The organism is Pseudomonas sp. SA195 (genome assembly GCF_054131565.1).
Window position 1 is genome coordinate 3,597,900 of record NZ_CP096392.1, and the last position, 16,571, is coordinate 3,614,470.

General features: G+C 58.5%; 13 protein-coding genes. 2 read left to right on the forward strand and 11 right to left on the reverse strand.

Annotation, left to right across the window (positions count from 1 at the left end; genetic code table 11):
• Positions 1-37: 37 nt before the first annotated feature.
• The 8 genes from M1D78_RS16765 to M1D78_RS16800 all read right to left on the reverse strand — a co-directional run bounded on the left by M1D78_RS16765 (position 38) and on the right by M1D78_RS16800 (position 10,308).
• Positions 38-1,123: a nuclease gene (locus M1D78_RS16765; protein WP_437421117.1), complete on the reverse strand. Its 1,086-nt coding sequence runs from the start codon at positions 1,121-1,123 to the stop codon at positions 38-40.
• Positions 1,124-1,139: 16 nt separating this feature from the next.
• Positions 1,140-2,807, reverse strand: a complete 1,668-nt coding sequence (locus M1D78_RS16770) for a restriction endonuclease subunit S (protein WP_437421118.1) — start codon at positions 2,805-2,807, stop codon at positions 1,140-1,142.
• Entirely contained in the window at positions 2,804-3,772 is a 969-nt protein-coding gene (gene rhuM, locus M1D78_RS16775; protein ID WP_437421119.1) for a RhuM family protein, read from the reverse strand. Before rhuM ends, M1D78_RS16770 begins: the two co-directional genes overlap by 4 nt.
• On the reverse strand, positions 3,769-5,235 hold the full coding sequence (locus tag M1D78_RS16780) for a type I restriction-modification system subunit M (RefSeq protein ID WP_437421120.1): 1,467 nt from the start codon (positions 5,233-5,235) through the stop codon (positions 3,769-3,771). The genes rhuM and M1D78_RS16780 overlap by 4 nt, the downstream gene beginning before the upstream one ends.
• A 2-nt stretch (positions 5,236-5,237) precedes the next feature.
• On the reverse strand, positions 5,238-6,071 hold the full coding sequence (locus tag M1D78_RS16785; protein WP_437421121.1) for an HNH endonuclease: 834 nt from the start codon (positions 6,069-6,071) through the stop codon (positions 5,238-5,240).
• 55 nt (positions 6,072-6,126) lie between these two features.
• The gene (locus tag M1D78_RS16790) at positions 6,127-6,990 is read right to left on the reverse strand and encodes an HNH endonuclease (RefSeq protein WP_437421122.1); all 864 of its coding nucleotides are present in this window, start codon (positions 6,988-6,990) and stop codon (positions 6,127-6,129) included.
• Between the two features lie 35 nt (positions 6,991-7,025).
• Positions 7,026-9,389 (reverse strand): EcoAI/FtnUII family type I restriction enzme subunit R, encoded by a 2,364-nt coding sequence (gene hsdR / locus M1D78_RS16795; protein ID WP_437421123.1) that lies wholly within the window; start codon positions 9,387-9,389, stop codon positions 7,026-7,028.
• A gap of 271 nt (positions 9,390-9,660) precedes the next feature.
• Positions 9,661-10,308 carry a peptidase M15 gene (locus tag M1D78_RS16800; RefSeq protein ID WP_437421124.1) on the reverse strand — a complete coding sequence of 216 codons (648 nt, stop codon included), beginning with the start codon at positions 10,306-10,308 and terminating at the stop codon, positions 9,661-9,663.
• 828 nt (positions 10,309-11,136) lie between these two features.
• Here M1D78_RS16800 and M1D78_RS16805 point away from each other — a divergent pair.
• On the forward strand, positions 11,137-11,463 hold the full coding sequence (locus M1D78_RS16805; RefSeq protein ID WP_437421125.1) for a hypothetical protein: 327 nt from the start codon (positions 11,137-11,139) through the stop codon (positions 11,461-11,463).
• A 301-nt stretch (positions 11,464-11,764) separates the two neighbouring features.
• Complete coding sequence (locus M1D78_RS16810; protein ID WP_437421126.1) at positions 11,765-12,502, forward strand: PIN domain-containing protein; 738 nt, start codon at positions 11,765-11,767, stop codon at positions 12,500-12,502.
• Between the two features lie 213 nt (positions 12,503-12,715).
• Here M1D78_RS16810 and M1D78_RS16815 read toward each other — a convergent pair whose 3' ends face one another.
• From M1D78_RS16815 to M1D78_RS16825, 3 genes are read right to left on the reverse strand one after another with little or no spacing between them, the layout of a single operon-like run.
• A complete protein-coding gene (locus M1D78_RS16815) occupies positions 12,716-13,738 on the reverse strand; it encodes an ABC transporter permease (RefSeq protein ID WP_437421127.1) in 1,023 nt (340 codons plus the stop codon).
• Between the two features lie 59 nt (positions 13,739-13,797).
• The gene (locus M1D78_RS16820; RefSeq protein ID WP_437421128.1) at positions 13,798-15,348 is read right to left on the reverse strand and encodes a sugar ABC transporter ATP-binding protein; all 1,551 of its coding nucleotides are present in this window, start codon (positions 15,346-15,348) and stop codon (positions 13,798-13,800) included.
• Between the two features lie 56 nt (positions 15,349-15,404).
• Positions 15,405-16,319: a substrate-binding domain-containing protein gene (locus tag M1D78_RS16825; protein ID WP_437421129.1), complete on the reverse strand. Its 915-nt coding sequence runs from the start codon at positions 16,317-16,319 to the stop codon at positions 15,405-15,407.
• Positions 16,320-16,571 lie beyond the last annotated feature (252 nt).

Here is a 16,571-nt window from a genome sequence, read left to right on the forward strand (position 1 = left end):
CGTCCGTTTAAAGCAGGGGATCAAAGCAATTAGCGAATCAGGCTTTCACGCCGAAGCGTTCTTTCAATCGGTCGACCGTCCAGCGCCACTTCGGGGTTGTCGGGCGACAGATGGTGTTCTGGTTGCCGAACAGGCCAACTTCCCTGATGGCTTCGTTCAGCGGCAGGCTGAGCAGCCAGTCGACCGACACGAAGTACTCGCAGCGTTCCGGGTCATCGGCCAAATCGCGGTGATAATTAGCGCCGTTGAGCAGCTCCAGCGCCGGGACCTCGTTGCCCTGATAGGAAATACGAAACTCGATGGCTGGGGTGGCATAGCTGGTAACTCGCGCCACGCCGACATAGCCGGAGCCGGGTACGTTGACCCAGATTCGGTCGCCAGGGCTGAGCACCTTCAGGCTGTTGCTGTACCAGCTGCCACCACCGCCGCAGATGAAGCCAAACTGCCGTGCCTCGGGCCAAGAGCGGCTGAGGCCGTGGCCGAAGGAGCAGTAGAACTCGCCGTTCCAGGGCTCGCTGGGCGTGCCGGGCTTGGCGACGGCGGTGGGTTGCGGCGTTTCGGCTGGGTCTAGCAGCCAAGCGCGGCTGATCAGTTGCTGCTCACCGAGTTGGAACACCTGAAAACACAGCACATTGATCGCGATATCGCGCTCGCTGAGGTAGCTGACGATGCGCTCGCTGCTGGCATCCAGCTCGGCGGCAACGATGACGATCTGATGGTTTTGATTGAGCGACTCGATATCCAGCGGCGCACCGAAACGCGCCTGGAAATCAGCAGCCAGATCGCCCTGCGGCTTGAAGCGCTGATAGATGGCGGCAATCTCGTCCGCCTCCAGCCGCTCCACCCAGGCGGCATAGTCCAGCGCCTGCGCCACCACTTCGCGCGGGGTGCGGTCGCGTTTGAGTTCAATCAGCACCAGCGAGGCGTCTGGAGCCAGCGCCAGCAGGTCGATGCGACCACCATAGCCGGTGCTTTCCTGCTGGCCGATCAGCAGCCAGTCGTCCGACAGTAGTGCCGGCGCCGCGACAATCATATTCTCGAGCAACTGCTCGCTGACTAACCGCGCCGCCTTGAGGGCTACGGGTTGCGCTCCGACGGTCCAGACTTGCGTGCGTATAGGCATCCCTGCACTCCTGCGTTTAGGCCACGGCCTGCTCGACCAATGCGGTAGCCAGCTGTTCATTGAGTTGGCGAGCCTGGGTCAGGCGGGTTTTGAGTTGATCGCAGAGCGCCATCATTTGATCGACTTTGGCGACGATGCGGTGTTGTTCGGCCTCCGGAGGCAGCAACAATGGAATTGCATTCATTTTTGCCTGGTTCATTTTGGGCTGAGCCGTGCCCGTCACGTAGGGCTTTAGATCAATGGCGTTAAAATAGAGGCAGACGTACAGAAGCAGAGACTCGCTTATCCCATCCAAGACATGGGCATGATTATTAACCCAATATTTACCTCGAGCCATGTACGCAATTGGAGTACTGCGATTAATTAGATTCGCGCCATCCTCACCAACCAAAAGCAGTGGCTTGTCAAATAAATAACCATCAATCTTATCGATGACACCGGACGCACCATAGTAATCGTAAGTTTTTGCCCGCCCCTCCCGCTCAGCTTGAGCGACCGGAACGCGCTCGCCATCGCGGCAAATAGTTACTGCCCCAACTGTCGATTTAACCCATCCTCTAGGCACAAGCAGACCAGCAACATCACCACTGCTATCAACTACTTCTTTAACTTGCCGCTTCCGGTTCAGAGAGGCAGCACGAGTTTTTTCTTCGATAATACGATTGAGAAGCTCGGTGGCCGGTTCGTCGTTGGGATCTTGCGGTACCAGTTTGCCAATCACAGCCAGTTGCAGCAGGGTCTGCTTGAGAGCGTCGATGCTGGATTCGGTGGTGAACAGGGTGTGAAAGTGTTCGGCCAGGCGTTGCCAGTTGGCGGCGAAGTCCTTGGCATCGGCGGCCTGGGTCAGGCTGCCGAGCAGCGCTTGCACCAGTTGGGCGTGAGCGCTTTCGGCGTCGGCCTGCTGGGCTTCCAGGCGGTCGCATAGGGCCATCAGTTCATCGACTTTAGCGACGATGCGGTGTTGTTCGGCTAATGGGGGAATAGGTATTTCCAGTTTTTCCAACGCCGACTTTTGAAGATTGTTTATACCAATCCCTTTGCCATGTCCCGCCGCCCTTGACCTGTAGAGCGGTGTCTGGAAGAAACATCCAAAAAACTGAAAAAGGTCGCTCGTACGTGAGCGAACCACGCCGCAAAAAGCTCCAAATGAACCATCAAAGCTAGCTGTAGCCTGCGCTGCCTTACCGACCAAGTCAGCACTTCCGCTCGACATTGCAATAACAATATCGCCAGCTTTGATGTACTGATGCTCCGAAATTATCTTTTGGGGAACATAAACCGGGCGATCAAAGTTCAACGTCCGATTAATATTGTTCCCTCGGAGCAAGGGGGCGTGCTCGGGTAACGGAGCATCACTGGCATCCGATTTGTTGTAGGTGACTCCACGAATAATCTCTGCAATTTCCCCGAGACGAACCCACTCCCAGTTGGTAGGTACGTCAAACGGCTTCTCTTCTTCGCCAATTTCAGCCAGTGGCTTCTGCTTCTTAATCTTCCCCTCATCAACCAACCGCGTCTTTTCCTCGGCAATGCGCTTCAGCAACTCACTGGCCGGCTCATCACTGGGATCTTGCGGCACCAACTTGCCGCGCACCGCCAGTTCCAGAATCAGCTCACGCAGCTTTTTGATGCCATTGGGCGCGCCGGTCAGCAGCGGCAGGTTATCGGTCAGCAGAGCGGTCATGGGCGGGTTTCCGGGGCAAGCATGTTCATGATCAGGCGGATCAGGGTGTCTTTCTGTGCGGGGGCGGATTCGGCAACCAGCAAGGTCAGCGCCGCCAGACCGGTGTCATTGATCACGGCGTTACCGTCGGCATCGAACAGGCGGCCGTTGCGGTGCAGGAAGTCGACGAAGAGATAGGCGCCGCTGCGTTTGTTGCCATCGGCGAAGGGATGATTCTTGACCACGAAATACAGCAGATGCGCGGCTTTGCTCTCCAGGCTCGGGTAGGCCGGTTCGCCGAAGACGCTTTGCTCGAGGTTGCCGAGCAGCGCAGCCAGGCCATCGCCGCGTTCGCGGGCGAACAGGTCGCTGGCTTCGCCACGGGCCATCAGCTGGGCTTTGAGCTCGGCCAGTTGCCGGCGCGCCTGGGTAGCATCAAGCAATTCACCACCGGGACTGCCGGTGGGTTCGGTGAGCAAACCTTCGTCGTAGCGTTGCAGCCAGAGGAAGGTCTGGGTGTAGCGGCTGACGATTTCCACCAGCCCACGCCCGCCGGCTTCGCCCAGTTCGGGCGTGCGAGCGGCCTTGCGCACCAGCTCCAGCGCCGCCTCCAGCTCGCGGGCGTTGGCCTCGAAGCGCGCGCGGTTGAGCGTATAGCCGCGGGTCAGGTGCTGTTTGAGTACCTGATTGGCCCACTGGCGAAAGCGCGTGCCTTCACGGGACTTCACCCGGTAGCCGAGGGAGATGATCACGTCGAGGTTGTAGAAGGCCACCGGCTTGTCGGAGCCAGCAATGTGCAGATTTTGCACATTGCTTTCACGTTCCAGCTCGCCCTCGGCAAAGACGTTGCGGATGTGCCGGCCGATCACGGTGCGGTCACGGCCGAACAGCTCGGCCAGTTGCTCCTGGCGTAACCATACGCTGTCGTGCTCGACGGTGACGGCGATCTGGCCGCTGGCACTTTCGTAGATGGCGACGTCGCTCATGGCCGCTCCAGCGCCTCGGCCAGCACGGCCTTGAGCTGGTCGCGCAGCTGGCTGATTTCGCCTTGCAGCTGCGCGTAGTCACGCAGCAGCTGGTCCGGGTCGTGGCTGATCTGCTCGCCGACATGGGGGTTCTTGCAGTCGAGGTTCCAGTTGCGAGCTTTCAGTTCATCCAGGCTGACCTTCCAGGCGAACTCGCTTTCCACGCGTGCGGCAAAGCCATCGGCCTCACTGCCCCACCAGGCCTCTTCCACGGCGAACTCTTCGATGCGCATGGGGCGCGTCTTGGAGTAGTTCTTCACGCCGGCTGGGTACTGGTGCTCGTAGAACCACACCTCTTTGGTCGGTGTGCCTTTGGTGAAGAACAGCAGGTTGGTCTTGATGCCGGTGTAGGGGTTGAACACGCCGTTGGGCAGGCGAACAATGGTGTGCAGATTGCACTCGGTGAGCAGCTTTTCCTTGATGCGGCTCTTGATGCCTTCGCCGAACAGGAAGCCATCGGGCAGCACCACCGCAGCGCGGCCGCCATCTTTCAGCAGGTGCATGATCAATACGAGGAACAGGTCGGCGGTTTCGCGGGTACGGAAGGCAGCCGGGAAGTTGGTTTCGATACCGTCCTCTTCCATGCCACCGAACGGCGGGTTAGCGACGATGCAGTCGACCCGCTCCTTCGGCCCCCAACTGATCAGCGGACGCGCCAGGGTGTTGTCGTGGCGGATCTGGTTCGGCACTTCGATGCCGTGGAGGATCATGTTGGTGGTGGCCAGCAGGTGCGGCAGCGGCTTCTTCTCCACACCGTAGATGCTCGCCTGCAGGGTGCGCTCATCCTCAGCGGTTTTCACATAGCGGCTGCGCTTGTGCTCGATGGTGCAGGTGAGAAAGCCGCCGGTGCCGCAGGCCGGGTCCATCACCTTCTCGTCCAGCTTGGGATCGACCATGCGCACCATGAACTCGGTGACCGGGCGCGGCGTGTAGAACTCACCGGCGTTGCCGGCGTTCTGCAGGTCACGCAGCAGCTGTTCGTAGAGGTTGCCGAACTCGTGGCGCTCCTGCGCCTTGTTGAAGTCCACGCCCTGCTGAATTTTGTTGATCACCTGGCGCAGCAGCTGGCCGGACTTCATGTAGTTGTAGGCATCTTCAAACACGCTGCGCACTACGAAGGCCGATGGCGTATTGCTGTATTCGTGCAGGTTCTGCAGCTGCGGGAACAGGTTGTTGTCGATGAAGTCTTTCAGTGCATCACCGGTCATGCCTTCCGGGTCGGCAGCCCAGGTGCGCCAGCGGCAGCTTTCGGGGATGGGCGAGCGGTAGTTGTCATCCATCAGCTCCCATTCCAGCTCGCGGTCATCGAAGATCTTGAGGAACAGCAGCCAGACCAGCTGGCCGATGCGCTGGGCGTCGCCGTCGACACCCACGTCTTTGCGCATGATGTCTTGGATGGATTTGATGGTGGAGCTGATGGACATGCTTACTTCCTAAACAGATTGTCACGATGCCAGGCCAAGTAACCACGATGACGCGGGTCGATCTGGCGCAGGCGAAGGTCGGGGGTGATATTGAGCGCTCGAGCGCTGTTTGGGTCCAGATCCTCGCCAAGGAGAATCTGCCCGTGGTCGTCGAAGCTGATCAGGCCCTGGTCGAAAGCCAGGTCGAGGTTTGGTGTCAGCAAAAGGCCGTTGAACGGATCGAGCCGCTCTGCCCCACTGGCGACGCGCCAGGGTTTAATGTGTGAGGCGCGCAGCAGCATCGGCACGCAGCAGTCGGTGACGGCACAGCCGCCCCAATACCCAAGCAGTTCATCGCGGTAGCCGCTCTGACCGACACGCGCCTTGATCAAGGCTTCGCGTTCGGTGTCTGTCAGAGCGATGTCTTCTGGTAGAACCTGAGCTAGCTCGGCGGAGCGATCCGAGTTGGAAACCAGCGTCCGCGGCTCGCCTAGTAGCTGGTCGACCAGCATCACCAAGGCCGCGCTGTTGTGGAACCCTACATCCACACCATAGGCAATGTCGCTTGCCCCTCCGTTGCGCCGCTTAGGAAAGCCGCGCAGATTGCTGTTGTGGTAGTAGCGCGTATGCCCCCTTTCGATACCGGGCAGCGATAGTAGGTCTCGTACGTCAGCCTCGTACTGGGGATGAAGCACGAGAGGCGCTTGCAGGCGAGCGTGGATACTGCTGCTTTGCTTGACGTAAACCGGCGCAGGCAGCCGAGCATGTTCGAAGCGTAAGACCTTCAATCCGGATTGTTCGGGACGCATGAAGCCGGTGCGTGTCAGCGTCGTAATGATTTCTTGAATGCTAAGCATGTGGAGGGCTGCAGGTCTGTATGTTGAGCGCGCTTATACTGCCGATTGCGGTGAATCAGAAACCGTAAATCGAACGGTGAGCAGCCAGGTACGGTAGGTGTTCTTCGGAAAGCGAGGTTATCGACAGTTCGCGAGACAGACCGAGTGATGCAAGGTGTTGATCTGTAACCATGGGCTTGAGCAATACCCGGCCCGCGCTATCAAAACTCATCAATCCCAGGTCGAACAACCGGTCCGCATTGGCGGACAACAGCAACCCATTGAAAGGGTCCAGCCTCTGTTCATCACTGCTCATCGCCCAGGGCCGAATATGACTTGCAACCAACGTAGGCAGCAAATCGCAGCCAGTAAGAGCGCACCGACCATTCCAACGCTCGACCAACGCTAAACGAAATTGCGTTTGCCCTACACGCACATTTAACAGGGATTGACGCTCGGTTTGGGTAAGCGTCGAGATTGCATGAGCGTCTTCAGCCGGGCCGAGCGTCGCCCGCGGGATCCAACCAAGCTGCTGAAGGGCCTCGTGCAATTGCGGGTACATATGCGCCCGGCTATGGGCTGTGTCTGGGTCAGAATCGAAATGTGCTAACCCATACACAAGATATTTCGGGCGAGGTACGCCTAGGATTTCCAGCAATTTTCCTGCGAACAGGCCGTATTGCAGATTCGCAGCGCTGTAGCTAGGAAAGCCGGCCAGAGCGGCAAGCTCTGACATCGTAAGGACCAACCCCGGCGCCTGCGCATGGCCCACCAGCATGCACCGTTGATTATCGGTCATGTTCGGCTCGATGATGCGCAGGGCGTGTACATATTCCCCCACGCTAACCGGCCGAATTGCACGCGCATCTAGTACAGGAGGCGCATTTTTCATCGCTTTTTCAATTAGCGCCCGCACTTGATCCTTGTTTTGAAGCTCCATGAATATTCTCGCGTGTTAATAGAAACGGAATGGAATCACGAGGCGTAAAGCTCGGACTCCAATTCTTGAATGGCTTGTTGATAGCCAGGCTTCCCACCAAATGCCCTCACAAGCTCCACTGGCGCACCTAACTGACTGAAAGGATCAAGCTGCAAGATCTTGATGTCTTCGATGTGCTCGATTCCCGTATCGGCGTACTTGTCGAGCAATGCCTCAAGCACCTGACGCGCAGCGCCGGAATATCTGGCGAAATAGTTGCGCTTTTTGACCTGCTCGGCACGCTCGCGACGCGACAAGGGCGGCTGATCGAAGGCAACGTGGCATATCAGGTCAAACGGATCCAACAGCTTGCCCTGCTTCTTTTCCACTTCTTCGGCCAGGGCTTCCCACATCACGCCCTGGGCGGCCATCTCATCGATGATGGCTTTCTTCTGCTCGGCATCACTCCAGCGGCGCAGGAAGTCATCCAGCGAGGCGAACTGCTTTTTCACGCAGGTGCGGGTGTAGTCGTTCAACGACTCGGTGATGAGCCGGCCGTCCGGTCCGTAGTACTGAACGCGCTCGGCGATGACGTAGATAGGAATGCTGTCGATGACGTACTTGATGCGCTTTGTGCCGTCTTCCTCGCCGGTAAACTCTAGGTCATCGCCTTCGGCACCGCTGCCTGCGCTGATGCTGTCACCTTCAACTAAGTCGTCAGGCGGTACGGGCGGCTCGCTGCCTTCAGGTGCATAGATCACCACCGGATCACCGTCAAAGGCCGGGTCGGCAAACAGTTCGGTGGCCTTTTTGAAGTCCATGATGGTGAACCAGTATTTGCCGAAGTCTTCGTTGATGCGGGTGCCACGGCCGATGATCTGCTTGAACTCGGTCATCGATTTGATGTGCTGGTCGAGCACGATCAGCTTGCAGGTTTGCGCATCGACGCCGGTGGTCATTAGCTTGCTGGTGGTGGCAATCACCGGGTAGCGCTCTTCCGGGTTGATGAAGTTATCCAGCTCGGCCTTGCCTTCCTGATCATCGCCGGTGATGCGCATGATGTACTTGCGGTTCTCTGCCACGCGCTCGGGATTGAGGTTGACCAGGGCCTGGCGCATACGCTCGGCGTGGTTGATGTCGTCGCAGAAGACGATGGTTTTCTGGAACGGATCGGTGGCCTTGAGGAACTCGGTGACCTTCTGCGCGACCAGCTGGGTACGCGCCTCGATGACCAGGGTGCGGTCCATGTCCTTGAGGTTGTAGATGCGGTCTTCGATCAGCTCGCCATTCTTGTCGAGCATGCCATTGAGCGGCCGCCAGCCTTGCAGGTCCTTATCAAAGTCGATGCGAACTACCTTGTACGGTGCGAGAAAGCCGTCTTCGATACCTTGCTTCAAGGTGTAGCTGTACACCGGGTCACCGAAGTAGGTGATGCTGGAAACCTCTTTGGTTTCCTTCGGCGTGGCGGTGAGGCCGATGTGAGTAGCACCCGAGAAATAGTCGAGAATCTCGCGCCAGGCCGAATCCTCCGCTGCGCTGCCGCGGTGGCATTCGTCGATCACAATTAGATCGAAGAAGTCGCGGGAGAACTGCTTGTAGACGTTCTGCTCTTCCTCGGCGCCGGTCACGGCCTGATAGAGCGACAGGTAGATCTCGTAGGAAGTGTCGATCTGGCGTTTGGCGATCTTGGTCATCGCCTGGCCAAAGGGCTTGAAGTCGTTGTTCTTGGTCTGGTCGACGAGAATGTTGCGGTCGGCCAGAAAGAGGATGCGTTTTTTCTGCTTCGACTTCCACAGCCTCCAAATAATCTGGAAGGCGGTGTAGGTCTTGCCGGTGCCGGTAGCCATGACCAGCAGGATGCGATCCTGCCCACGAGCGACGGCCTCAACGGTGCGGTTGATGGCATTGGTCTGGTAGTAGCGCGGCAAGCGCCCTGAGCCATCGTCGAAATAGGGCGCCTCGGCCTTTTGTCGGGCATCGCCTTCAAGCCCCTTCCACCGGCAATAACGCAGCCATAGTTCGGCGGGACTCGGGAATTGGCCGAGGCTCAGCTCCGTTTCGACCTGATCGCCCGTGCCGCTGCGGTCATGGAACAAAAAACCATCGCCGTTACTGGAGAACACGAAGGGCACGTCCAGCGCTTCGGCATATCCCAGCGCCTGCTGCATACCCGAGCCCAGGGAGTGCTTGTTGTCCTTCGCCTCAATGACAGCGATCGGGAGGTTGGTCTGGTGGTAAAGAATATAGTCAGCTCGGCGTGACTCACCGCGGCTGTGCAGCTTGCCGCGCACGATGATGCGCCCTTTGGTGAAGCTGACTTCCTCACGGACTTGTTTCTGCATGTCCCATCCCGCCATCGCAACGGCTGGAGAAATGTACTTGCTGCAGATGTCCCGCTCGGATAAAGACTTCTTGTCCATGCACCAGTCCTAAAAACGATACCAATACGGATGCCCTAGCCAAGGCAATTCACAGTCGAGCCGGATCACAGATAAAGCACTTGAAGAACGCGCCTAAAGCCGTCCTTGAGGCGCTGTAGCACCGCCTGGGTGTGCAGCGATGGCCACAATATCTTTGTGCCATCACCGGGTAAAGCTACAACCTGAACAGTCCGCCAAACGGAGCCATTGGGCGATCCTCTTCTGCCAGTATCGAACGAGGCTGAGGGGCTTCCTGCATCAAATGGTTTGATCATGCCAAGCTGGCTAACCAAGGGCGAATAATGGCCTTACGCTCATCCAGGCTAAGCGTGGCGACACCCTCCTTCACCAACGCCTTCTTGTCTCTGGTATGCGGGTTGACCACATGAGTATTTATGCTCGGGAGCGAGTTCGGATTGCTGCTCCACCGCAAGTTGAACGCCGCCATTTTCGGAAACCAGAACTGGCTAGCGTACGGCAAGTTGTCGTGAATCCACCAAGCCAACGGCGTCCAATCTTGGTGTTCCTCGTACCAAGGCAACAAAGCCGGCACGACGAGACAGGCTGTGGCGCCAAGGTAGCCATCGGCGCCCAGGTAGTCCCAAATATGTCCGCCATAGTTGCTCTCATTCGAGGCACAACTATATTGGTTTCCGTTTTCAGCGCCTTTCGCATTCACTGCCGGAGCACGATAAGCGGAGCGAATGCAAATCCGACCAAAACGATCCTGGAGCGGCTCGAGCAACTGCTCGCTAAGCTGGCGGCCAGCCTCGACTGCGCGATCTGGGTAATCCGGAACGTTAGGTATGCCTTCGATCTGAGAGATTTCTGAGTACAGAAAGTCTCGCATGAAGAAGTTTTTGGAGAGCCTGACGCGTCCCAGATCCTCTAGGGCGGCCACCGTTGCCGGTTTTTTCATCTGTATTTGTCCCTTGCTACCGCGTTGGTCAGCCCTGCACTGCTATCGTCAAACGGATCGTCGTTCAGTCGAATGTCGAACAGTTCAGTTGGGTGATCTGCTCACACGGTATGTCCATTGAGAAGACACATCTAGTCTGGCTACTCATACAGGTAAAGTTTACGGACGGGATTATTTCCGGTCACAGCTTGCTGCGAGCTAGGCAGCATAGCCGGAAGGTGCCCCCCTCTATGCTCGAAGGGCAGCCCCAAATAAGTGCAGGATCACGTTACATGGTAAACGCTACCCTACGGAGCTGGCACACGCTGACCAGGCAGCTGCAGGCCCAGGGTGAGAGGTTCGTAGAACATGGTACGCAACGTTGAAACGTACATTTCCGTGCGTACCAGCTTGCGTACCATGTCTTTGCGCACCTTCGACGGGTCAGCTTTCTCAACCCTTAGCGTTAGTAACGCAATGGTATCCAAAGAGCGGTATCCAAGCTGGTATCCACCCAAACCAGCAAATTTCGAAGGTTTAAGTGTGTATATCTAGCATTGGCTAGGGCAATGAGGGCAATGAGGGCAATGAGGGCATCATGTACTCATTTCGAGACTACTTGCGACAGCTACTCCGCCTACCAGGCTGGACAGGGCGACAAAGTCCGCAACCGGCTGTAAAGGCAAGAATGCATCCATTTTCACTGCGTAATGTTCGACGCCGGTTCAGATGCCTCGACAGCAGTCATACCCGACTCGGACGTGCAGGCAACTGAGGTCAGCAGGTATAGACTGGCTTAGGTAGAACCCGATGCACCCATAAACGTCGCATGGAATCGCCGGAGACATTATGGACACTCTCACGCTCGCAAGCGTCATGGCTCTCAGCTTCATCTCACTCGGCCTGCTGCTGTATTTCAGGCAACGCACTAAACAGCACCGCGGCGCCGCGATAGATCAAGAGCAGCCGAATAGGGGCGAAACAGTTACCGCGGAGGATCGGGCGTATGCTGAAAATTTCTACTGCATCATGCTGACTGACGGAACTTGTCGCCCCGGCTTCATGATGGACCCGCCGAAACAGGCACCCGACGTACGAACGTCCGAATCAAAACTGGACGATGGATTGACTCAGCTTGGGAAACTAGCGCATCCAGCCAAGCATCAGAAGCCATAGACGGACGGTTTCTTCAGCGGCTTGGAAAGTTGAAAACAGACACAGCGGCCGTGAAAATGTATCCCTACATGTATCCCTACTTTTTTATAAGAAAGAAAAACTCTTATATATCATTAAGTTATTCAACGAAACAGGGTGGCCCCGGCCCACCAAATTCGGAACCCCTGATTCTTGAGGAATCAGGGGTTTTTGCTTATAGGCCTATCGATTTCAGTACAAGTATCGGTATTGCCAAGCCCGACACTCCACAGTGGGACCGCTTCAGCAGAATGCGGTCAAGGAAGAGAGCCAGGAGCGAAGGATGCGTGCCAACTACGTTTTGATTGATTACGAGAACGTTCAGGCGTCATCCCTCGAACGGCTCATTGAGCCTCATTTCCACCTGAGGGTTTTTCTTGGCCCCAATAACACCAGACTTCCTACGGAGCTGGCAGTAGCTGTCCATCGGCTACGTGAAAGAGCTGACTATATTCTGCTCGACACCCCTGGTGCGAATGCTTTGGACTTCCACATCGCGTATTACCTTGGACAACTAGCCAGTGCAGACCCTACCGGCTTTTTCCATATCATTTCGCGGGACAAGGGATTTGATCCGCTTTTAAAGCATCTTAAAAACAGGGGCATTTCTGCGTTACGTTCAGCATCGATCGAGGATATGCCTTGCTTCAAGGCGCTTTGCAAAGCCTCTGTCCAACCGGACCGAGCGCTGGTCGCCGTTACACACGAGCCGAAACCTCAGCCTGTTCAGAAAACGCTGATTAAAGAACCGGTCTCCAACGATCTGGTGGTCAAGGCTGTCATCGCTGATCTTATAGGCCGGAAGGCATCCAAACCCAAGACGATCAAGACTCTGCTTAGCACCATTCATTCAAAGGTTGGTAAATCGACTCCCATCGAGAAAGTCGAGAGCATCTATGCCACGCTGCGGCAACACGGATATGTGAAGGAGAGCGGGAAGAACGTCTCTTATTCATTGCCGACAGCGTGCGGAGAGCCTAGTTTAATGGCGTCTACAAGGTCATCCGGCATCAATGCCTAATCATCCGTGACCTGGCTCGAATGGCCCTGGGTCAAGAGTGAAGCGGTTTGCGCCGTTCTGGATGCAATACTGGCTCTTGTACCGCCCTTCTTACACGCTCGGACTCAATTGGGCGTACCTACCGTGAGCACTCGGCGAGCCTGATGGGTCGGTGACTGGATCGAACAACAAAAGCGAGGCATGGCCTCGCTTTGTCAGCTTCCTCTCCCGCCATCAGCGCTTGGCTTTTTTCTTGTTGCGGTACTGGTCCAGCACGACTGCAACAACGATGATCACGCCCTTAATGATGTCCTGCAGGTAGGCGTCGACGCCGAGAAAGGTGAAGCCCGAGGCCATAACGCCGAGGATCAGCGCACCGATTACCGTACCGGTGATCTTTCCTACCCCACCAGCAAGACTGGTTCCGCCAATCACGGCGGCAGCGATCGCGTCCAGTTCGTACGACATGCCCATGCCGGCCTGCCCGGTTGCGGCGCGGGCCGAGGCAACCACGCCGGCCAGCCCGGCCAGCAGCCCGGCGATGCTGTAGACAATCACTAGGTGGCGCTTGACGTTGATGCCTGAGATGCGTGCGGCCTGCATGTTGCCGCCGATGGCGTAGGTGTACTTGCCGTATTTGGTGTAGCGCAGGGCGATATGGAAGACCACTGCAACGACCAGGAAGATGATCACCGGCATCGCGCCACTGCCGATCGCCGTATAGGACTCGCTGAGCATGCTCACCGGCTGGCCTTCGGTGTAGTAACGCGCCAGGCCACGGGCAGAGACCATCATGCCGAGCGTCGCGATGAACGGTGGGATGCCGGTGATGGCGATGATGCTGCCGTTGATAACGCCCGCCAGCAACCCGACCCCGAGCCCCGCCATGACCGGCACCCAGACCGGCATGTCGGTGAGCGACGGGAATACCGCGCGGCCGAAATCGGAGGTCTGCGCCAGGCTCGCGGCGACCATCGCCGAGAGGGCGAGCACCGAGCCGGAAGAAAGGTCGATGCCTGTGGTGATAATGACCTGGGTCACGCCGATGGCCAGCAGGCCAATGATCGAAACCTGCAGGATCATCAGCACCAAACGCTGGGAATTCATCAGGAAGCTTTGGTCACGAACCACCCAGCCAAAGGCTTCAAAAATCAGGCCGATACCGATCAGCACCAACAGGATGCTGACCTCGGTCGGCATGCGCCGACGCGAACGCGCCGGGGTTTCGAGGGGCTTGTTTTCGGAAATCGCGCTCATTGTTCTTATCCTCGCTTGCGGGCCGCACCCCGGACGGGCACGGCCATCCGTTCAATCCGTCAGTGCAGGGTGTTCAGGCCCGAGGCCAGATGCATGACCTTCTCCTGAGTCGCTTCGGCGCGGTCGAGAAAGCCGGTCACCTCGCCTTCGTGCATGACCATGATGCGGTCGCTCATGCCGAGCACCTCGGGCAGCTCGGAGGAGATCATGATCACCGCCATGCCCTGCTCGGCGAGCTTGGCGATCAGGTGATAAATCTCGGCCTTGGCGCCGACATCGATGCCACGCGTGGGCTCGTCAAGGATGAGAATGCGCGGGTTGGTCATCAGCCAGCGCGCCAGCAGCGCCTTCTGCTGGTTGCCGCCGGAGAGGTTGGCGATGCATTGCTCGAGCGAGGGCGTCTTCACCCGCAGGGTCCGGCGCATTTCCTCGCAGAGCTCGTGCAGCGCCTTTTCATTCACGAAGCCGCCACCGGTGTGCTTGGGCAGCACGGCGACCTCCATGTTTTCCTGCACGCTGAGGCACGGAAATATGCCGGTGTCCTTGCGGTCCTCGGTGAGTAGCGCCATGCCGCGGCCGATGGCCTGGCAAGGGTCGGTGATGCGGATCGTTTCGCCACCGAGGATGACTTCACCACTGGTGGCCGGCGTAACGCCGAACAGCGTCTCGGCGACGTTCGTGCGCCCCGAGCCCATCAACCCGGCGATGCCCAGGATCTCGCCCGAGCGAAGGTCGAAGGAGACGTTCTGGAACACACCGTCGAGCGTCAGGTTGCGTACCGCCAGGACGCGCTCGCCGATCGGCGCCTTACGCTCGGGAAAGAGCTGGTTCAGCTCGCGGCCGACCATCATCGAGATCAGGCTGTCGCCGTCCATGGCGTCGGCGCGTTGCAGGCCGATGTAGGCTCCGTCGCGGAACACCGCGACCTCGTCGGCGATATTGAACACCTCGTCCATCTTGTGGGTGATGTAGATGATGCCCTTACCCTGCGCCTTGAGGTCCGCGATGATCTCGAACAGGTGCGCCACCTCGGTCTCGGTGATCGCTGAGGTTGGCTCGTCCATGATCAGCACGTCGCTGTCGTAGGACACCGCCTTGGCGATCTCCACCATCTGCCGTGCGGCAATGCTGAGTTCGCCCACCGGTTCATCCGGGTCGAGGCGGATGCGCAGGCGGTCGAGCAGGTCTTGGGTGCGCCGGCGCATCTCGCCGTGGTCGACCAAATGCAACGCATTGAGCGGCTCGCGACCGAGCCAGATATTTTCAGCGATCGTCATGTGCGGCATCAGGTTGAGTTCCTGGTGGATCATCGCGATGCCGGCCTGCAGCGCCTGCAATGGCGTCTGGAACTCCATGCGCTGGCCACGCAGGCGCAACTCGCCGGCGTCGGGCTGGTAGATGCCAGCGATGATCTTCATCAGCGTGGACTTGCCGGCGCCGTTTTCGCCCATCAGCGCCAGCACGGTGCCGGGGCGCAGGCGCAGCTGCACGTCGTCCAGCGCGACAACGCCGGGAAACCCTTTATGTACGTTGATGATTTCGAGCAGATAGTCCGAGCCTTGCAGCATCGATGGTTCGGCGGAACGGGTCATGGCAGCGGAACTGAGCATGGTGCGTCTCCAATGGGGCACCGCCGGCGCCCGCGCCGACGGCTGCGGTCTTCGCGTTAGCGTTGGTAATTTTGGAAGTTGTCGCGGGTCACTAGATGCACATCGATCCAGATGTCGCCGGAGAGCGCCTTGCCTCCGGCCAGGTCGACGGCGGCATCCAGTGCCTGTTTGCCCATGGCCACCGGATCGCGCAATACGCTCAGGGCGAGCTGGTCGCGGCCGATTGCGGCGAGGCCGTCCGGGGTGCCATCGATGCCGGCGACCGGCAGCTCGCTGCCAGCCTGGCGCAGCGCCATCGCGGCGCCGATGCCCATTTCATCATTGTTGGCTGCGACCGCATCGATTTCTTCGCCCGACAGCAACCAGTTGTTCATCAAGTTCATGCCCTGGTCACGTTGCCAGTCACCGGACTGCTCCTCGACTACGCGGATGTCCGGGTAATCGGCCAGCACGCGCTTGACGCCCTCGGTGCGCTTGCGGGTGTCGTCATGCGCCAGCCGCCCGAGCAGGATCGCCAGGTTACCCTTGCCCTGCGTGCGCTCGGCCAAGGCACGCATCTGCATTTCACCAATGGCGCGCTCGTCGGTGCCGACGAACACCACGCCCTTCGGAAAGCTATCCACCTCCGGGCGGCTGTTGAGGTAGACCAGCGGGATGCCTGCAGTGACCACGCGTTCGGTGATCTTCGCGGTCGCTGCGGTATCGGCCGGGTTGACGATGATGGTGTCGACGCCCTGGCTGATGAAGTTTTCGACGTGGCCGATCTGGCGCACCACATCGCCGCCGGCGTCCTCGAGGTTGAGCGTCGCGCCGCCCGGAATATCGGCGGCGCGGTCCTGCATGGCGCGGACGAGGTTAGCGATGTAGTTGTCGTATTGAGCGACGGCCACGCCGATGCGCAGCTCGGCATAGGCGTGGGTACCGAGAAGCCAAAGGCATACGCCGATGGCCAGGAGGATGCGTAGAGGCATGTCGGTCTCCGGAGTGGTGGAGTCAGTGAAGGCGGACGAAGCCGGCCGCGGGTAGCCCGCACAGGAGCCGCCCGCCATGCCGCTGGCAGACGCAGGCAGTGTGTAGGCGATCGAGCTGGCGAATCAGGGCGCGGGCACGCGAAAACGCGTTGCGCTGAGGCGACACAGGAGACGGGGCGCCCCGGTGGCTGGAGAAGATATTCATCGACAGTACCTGTTTTTGGTCTTGTTCTTGTCGTGGCGGGCGCCCTG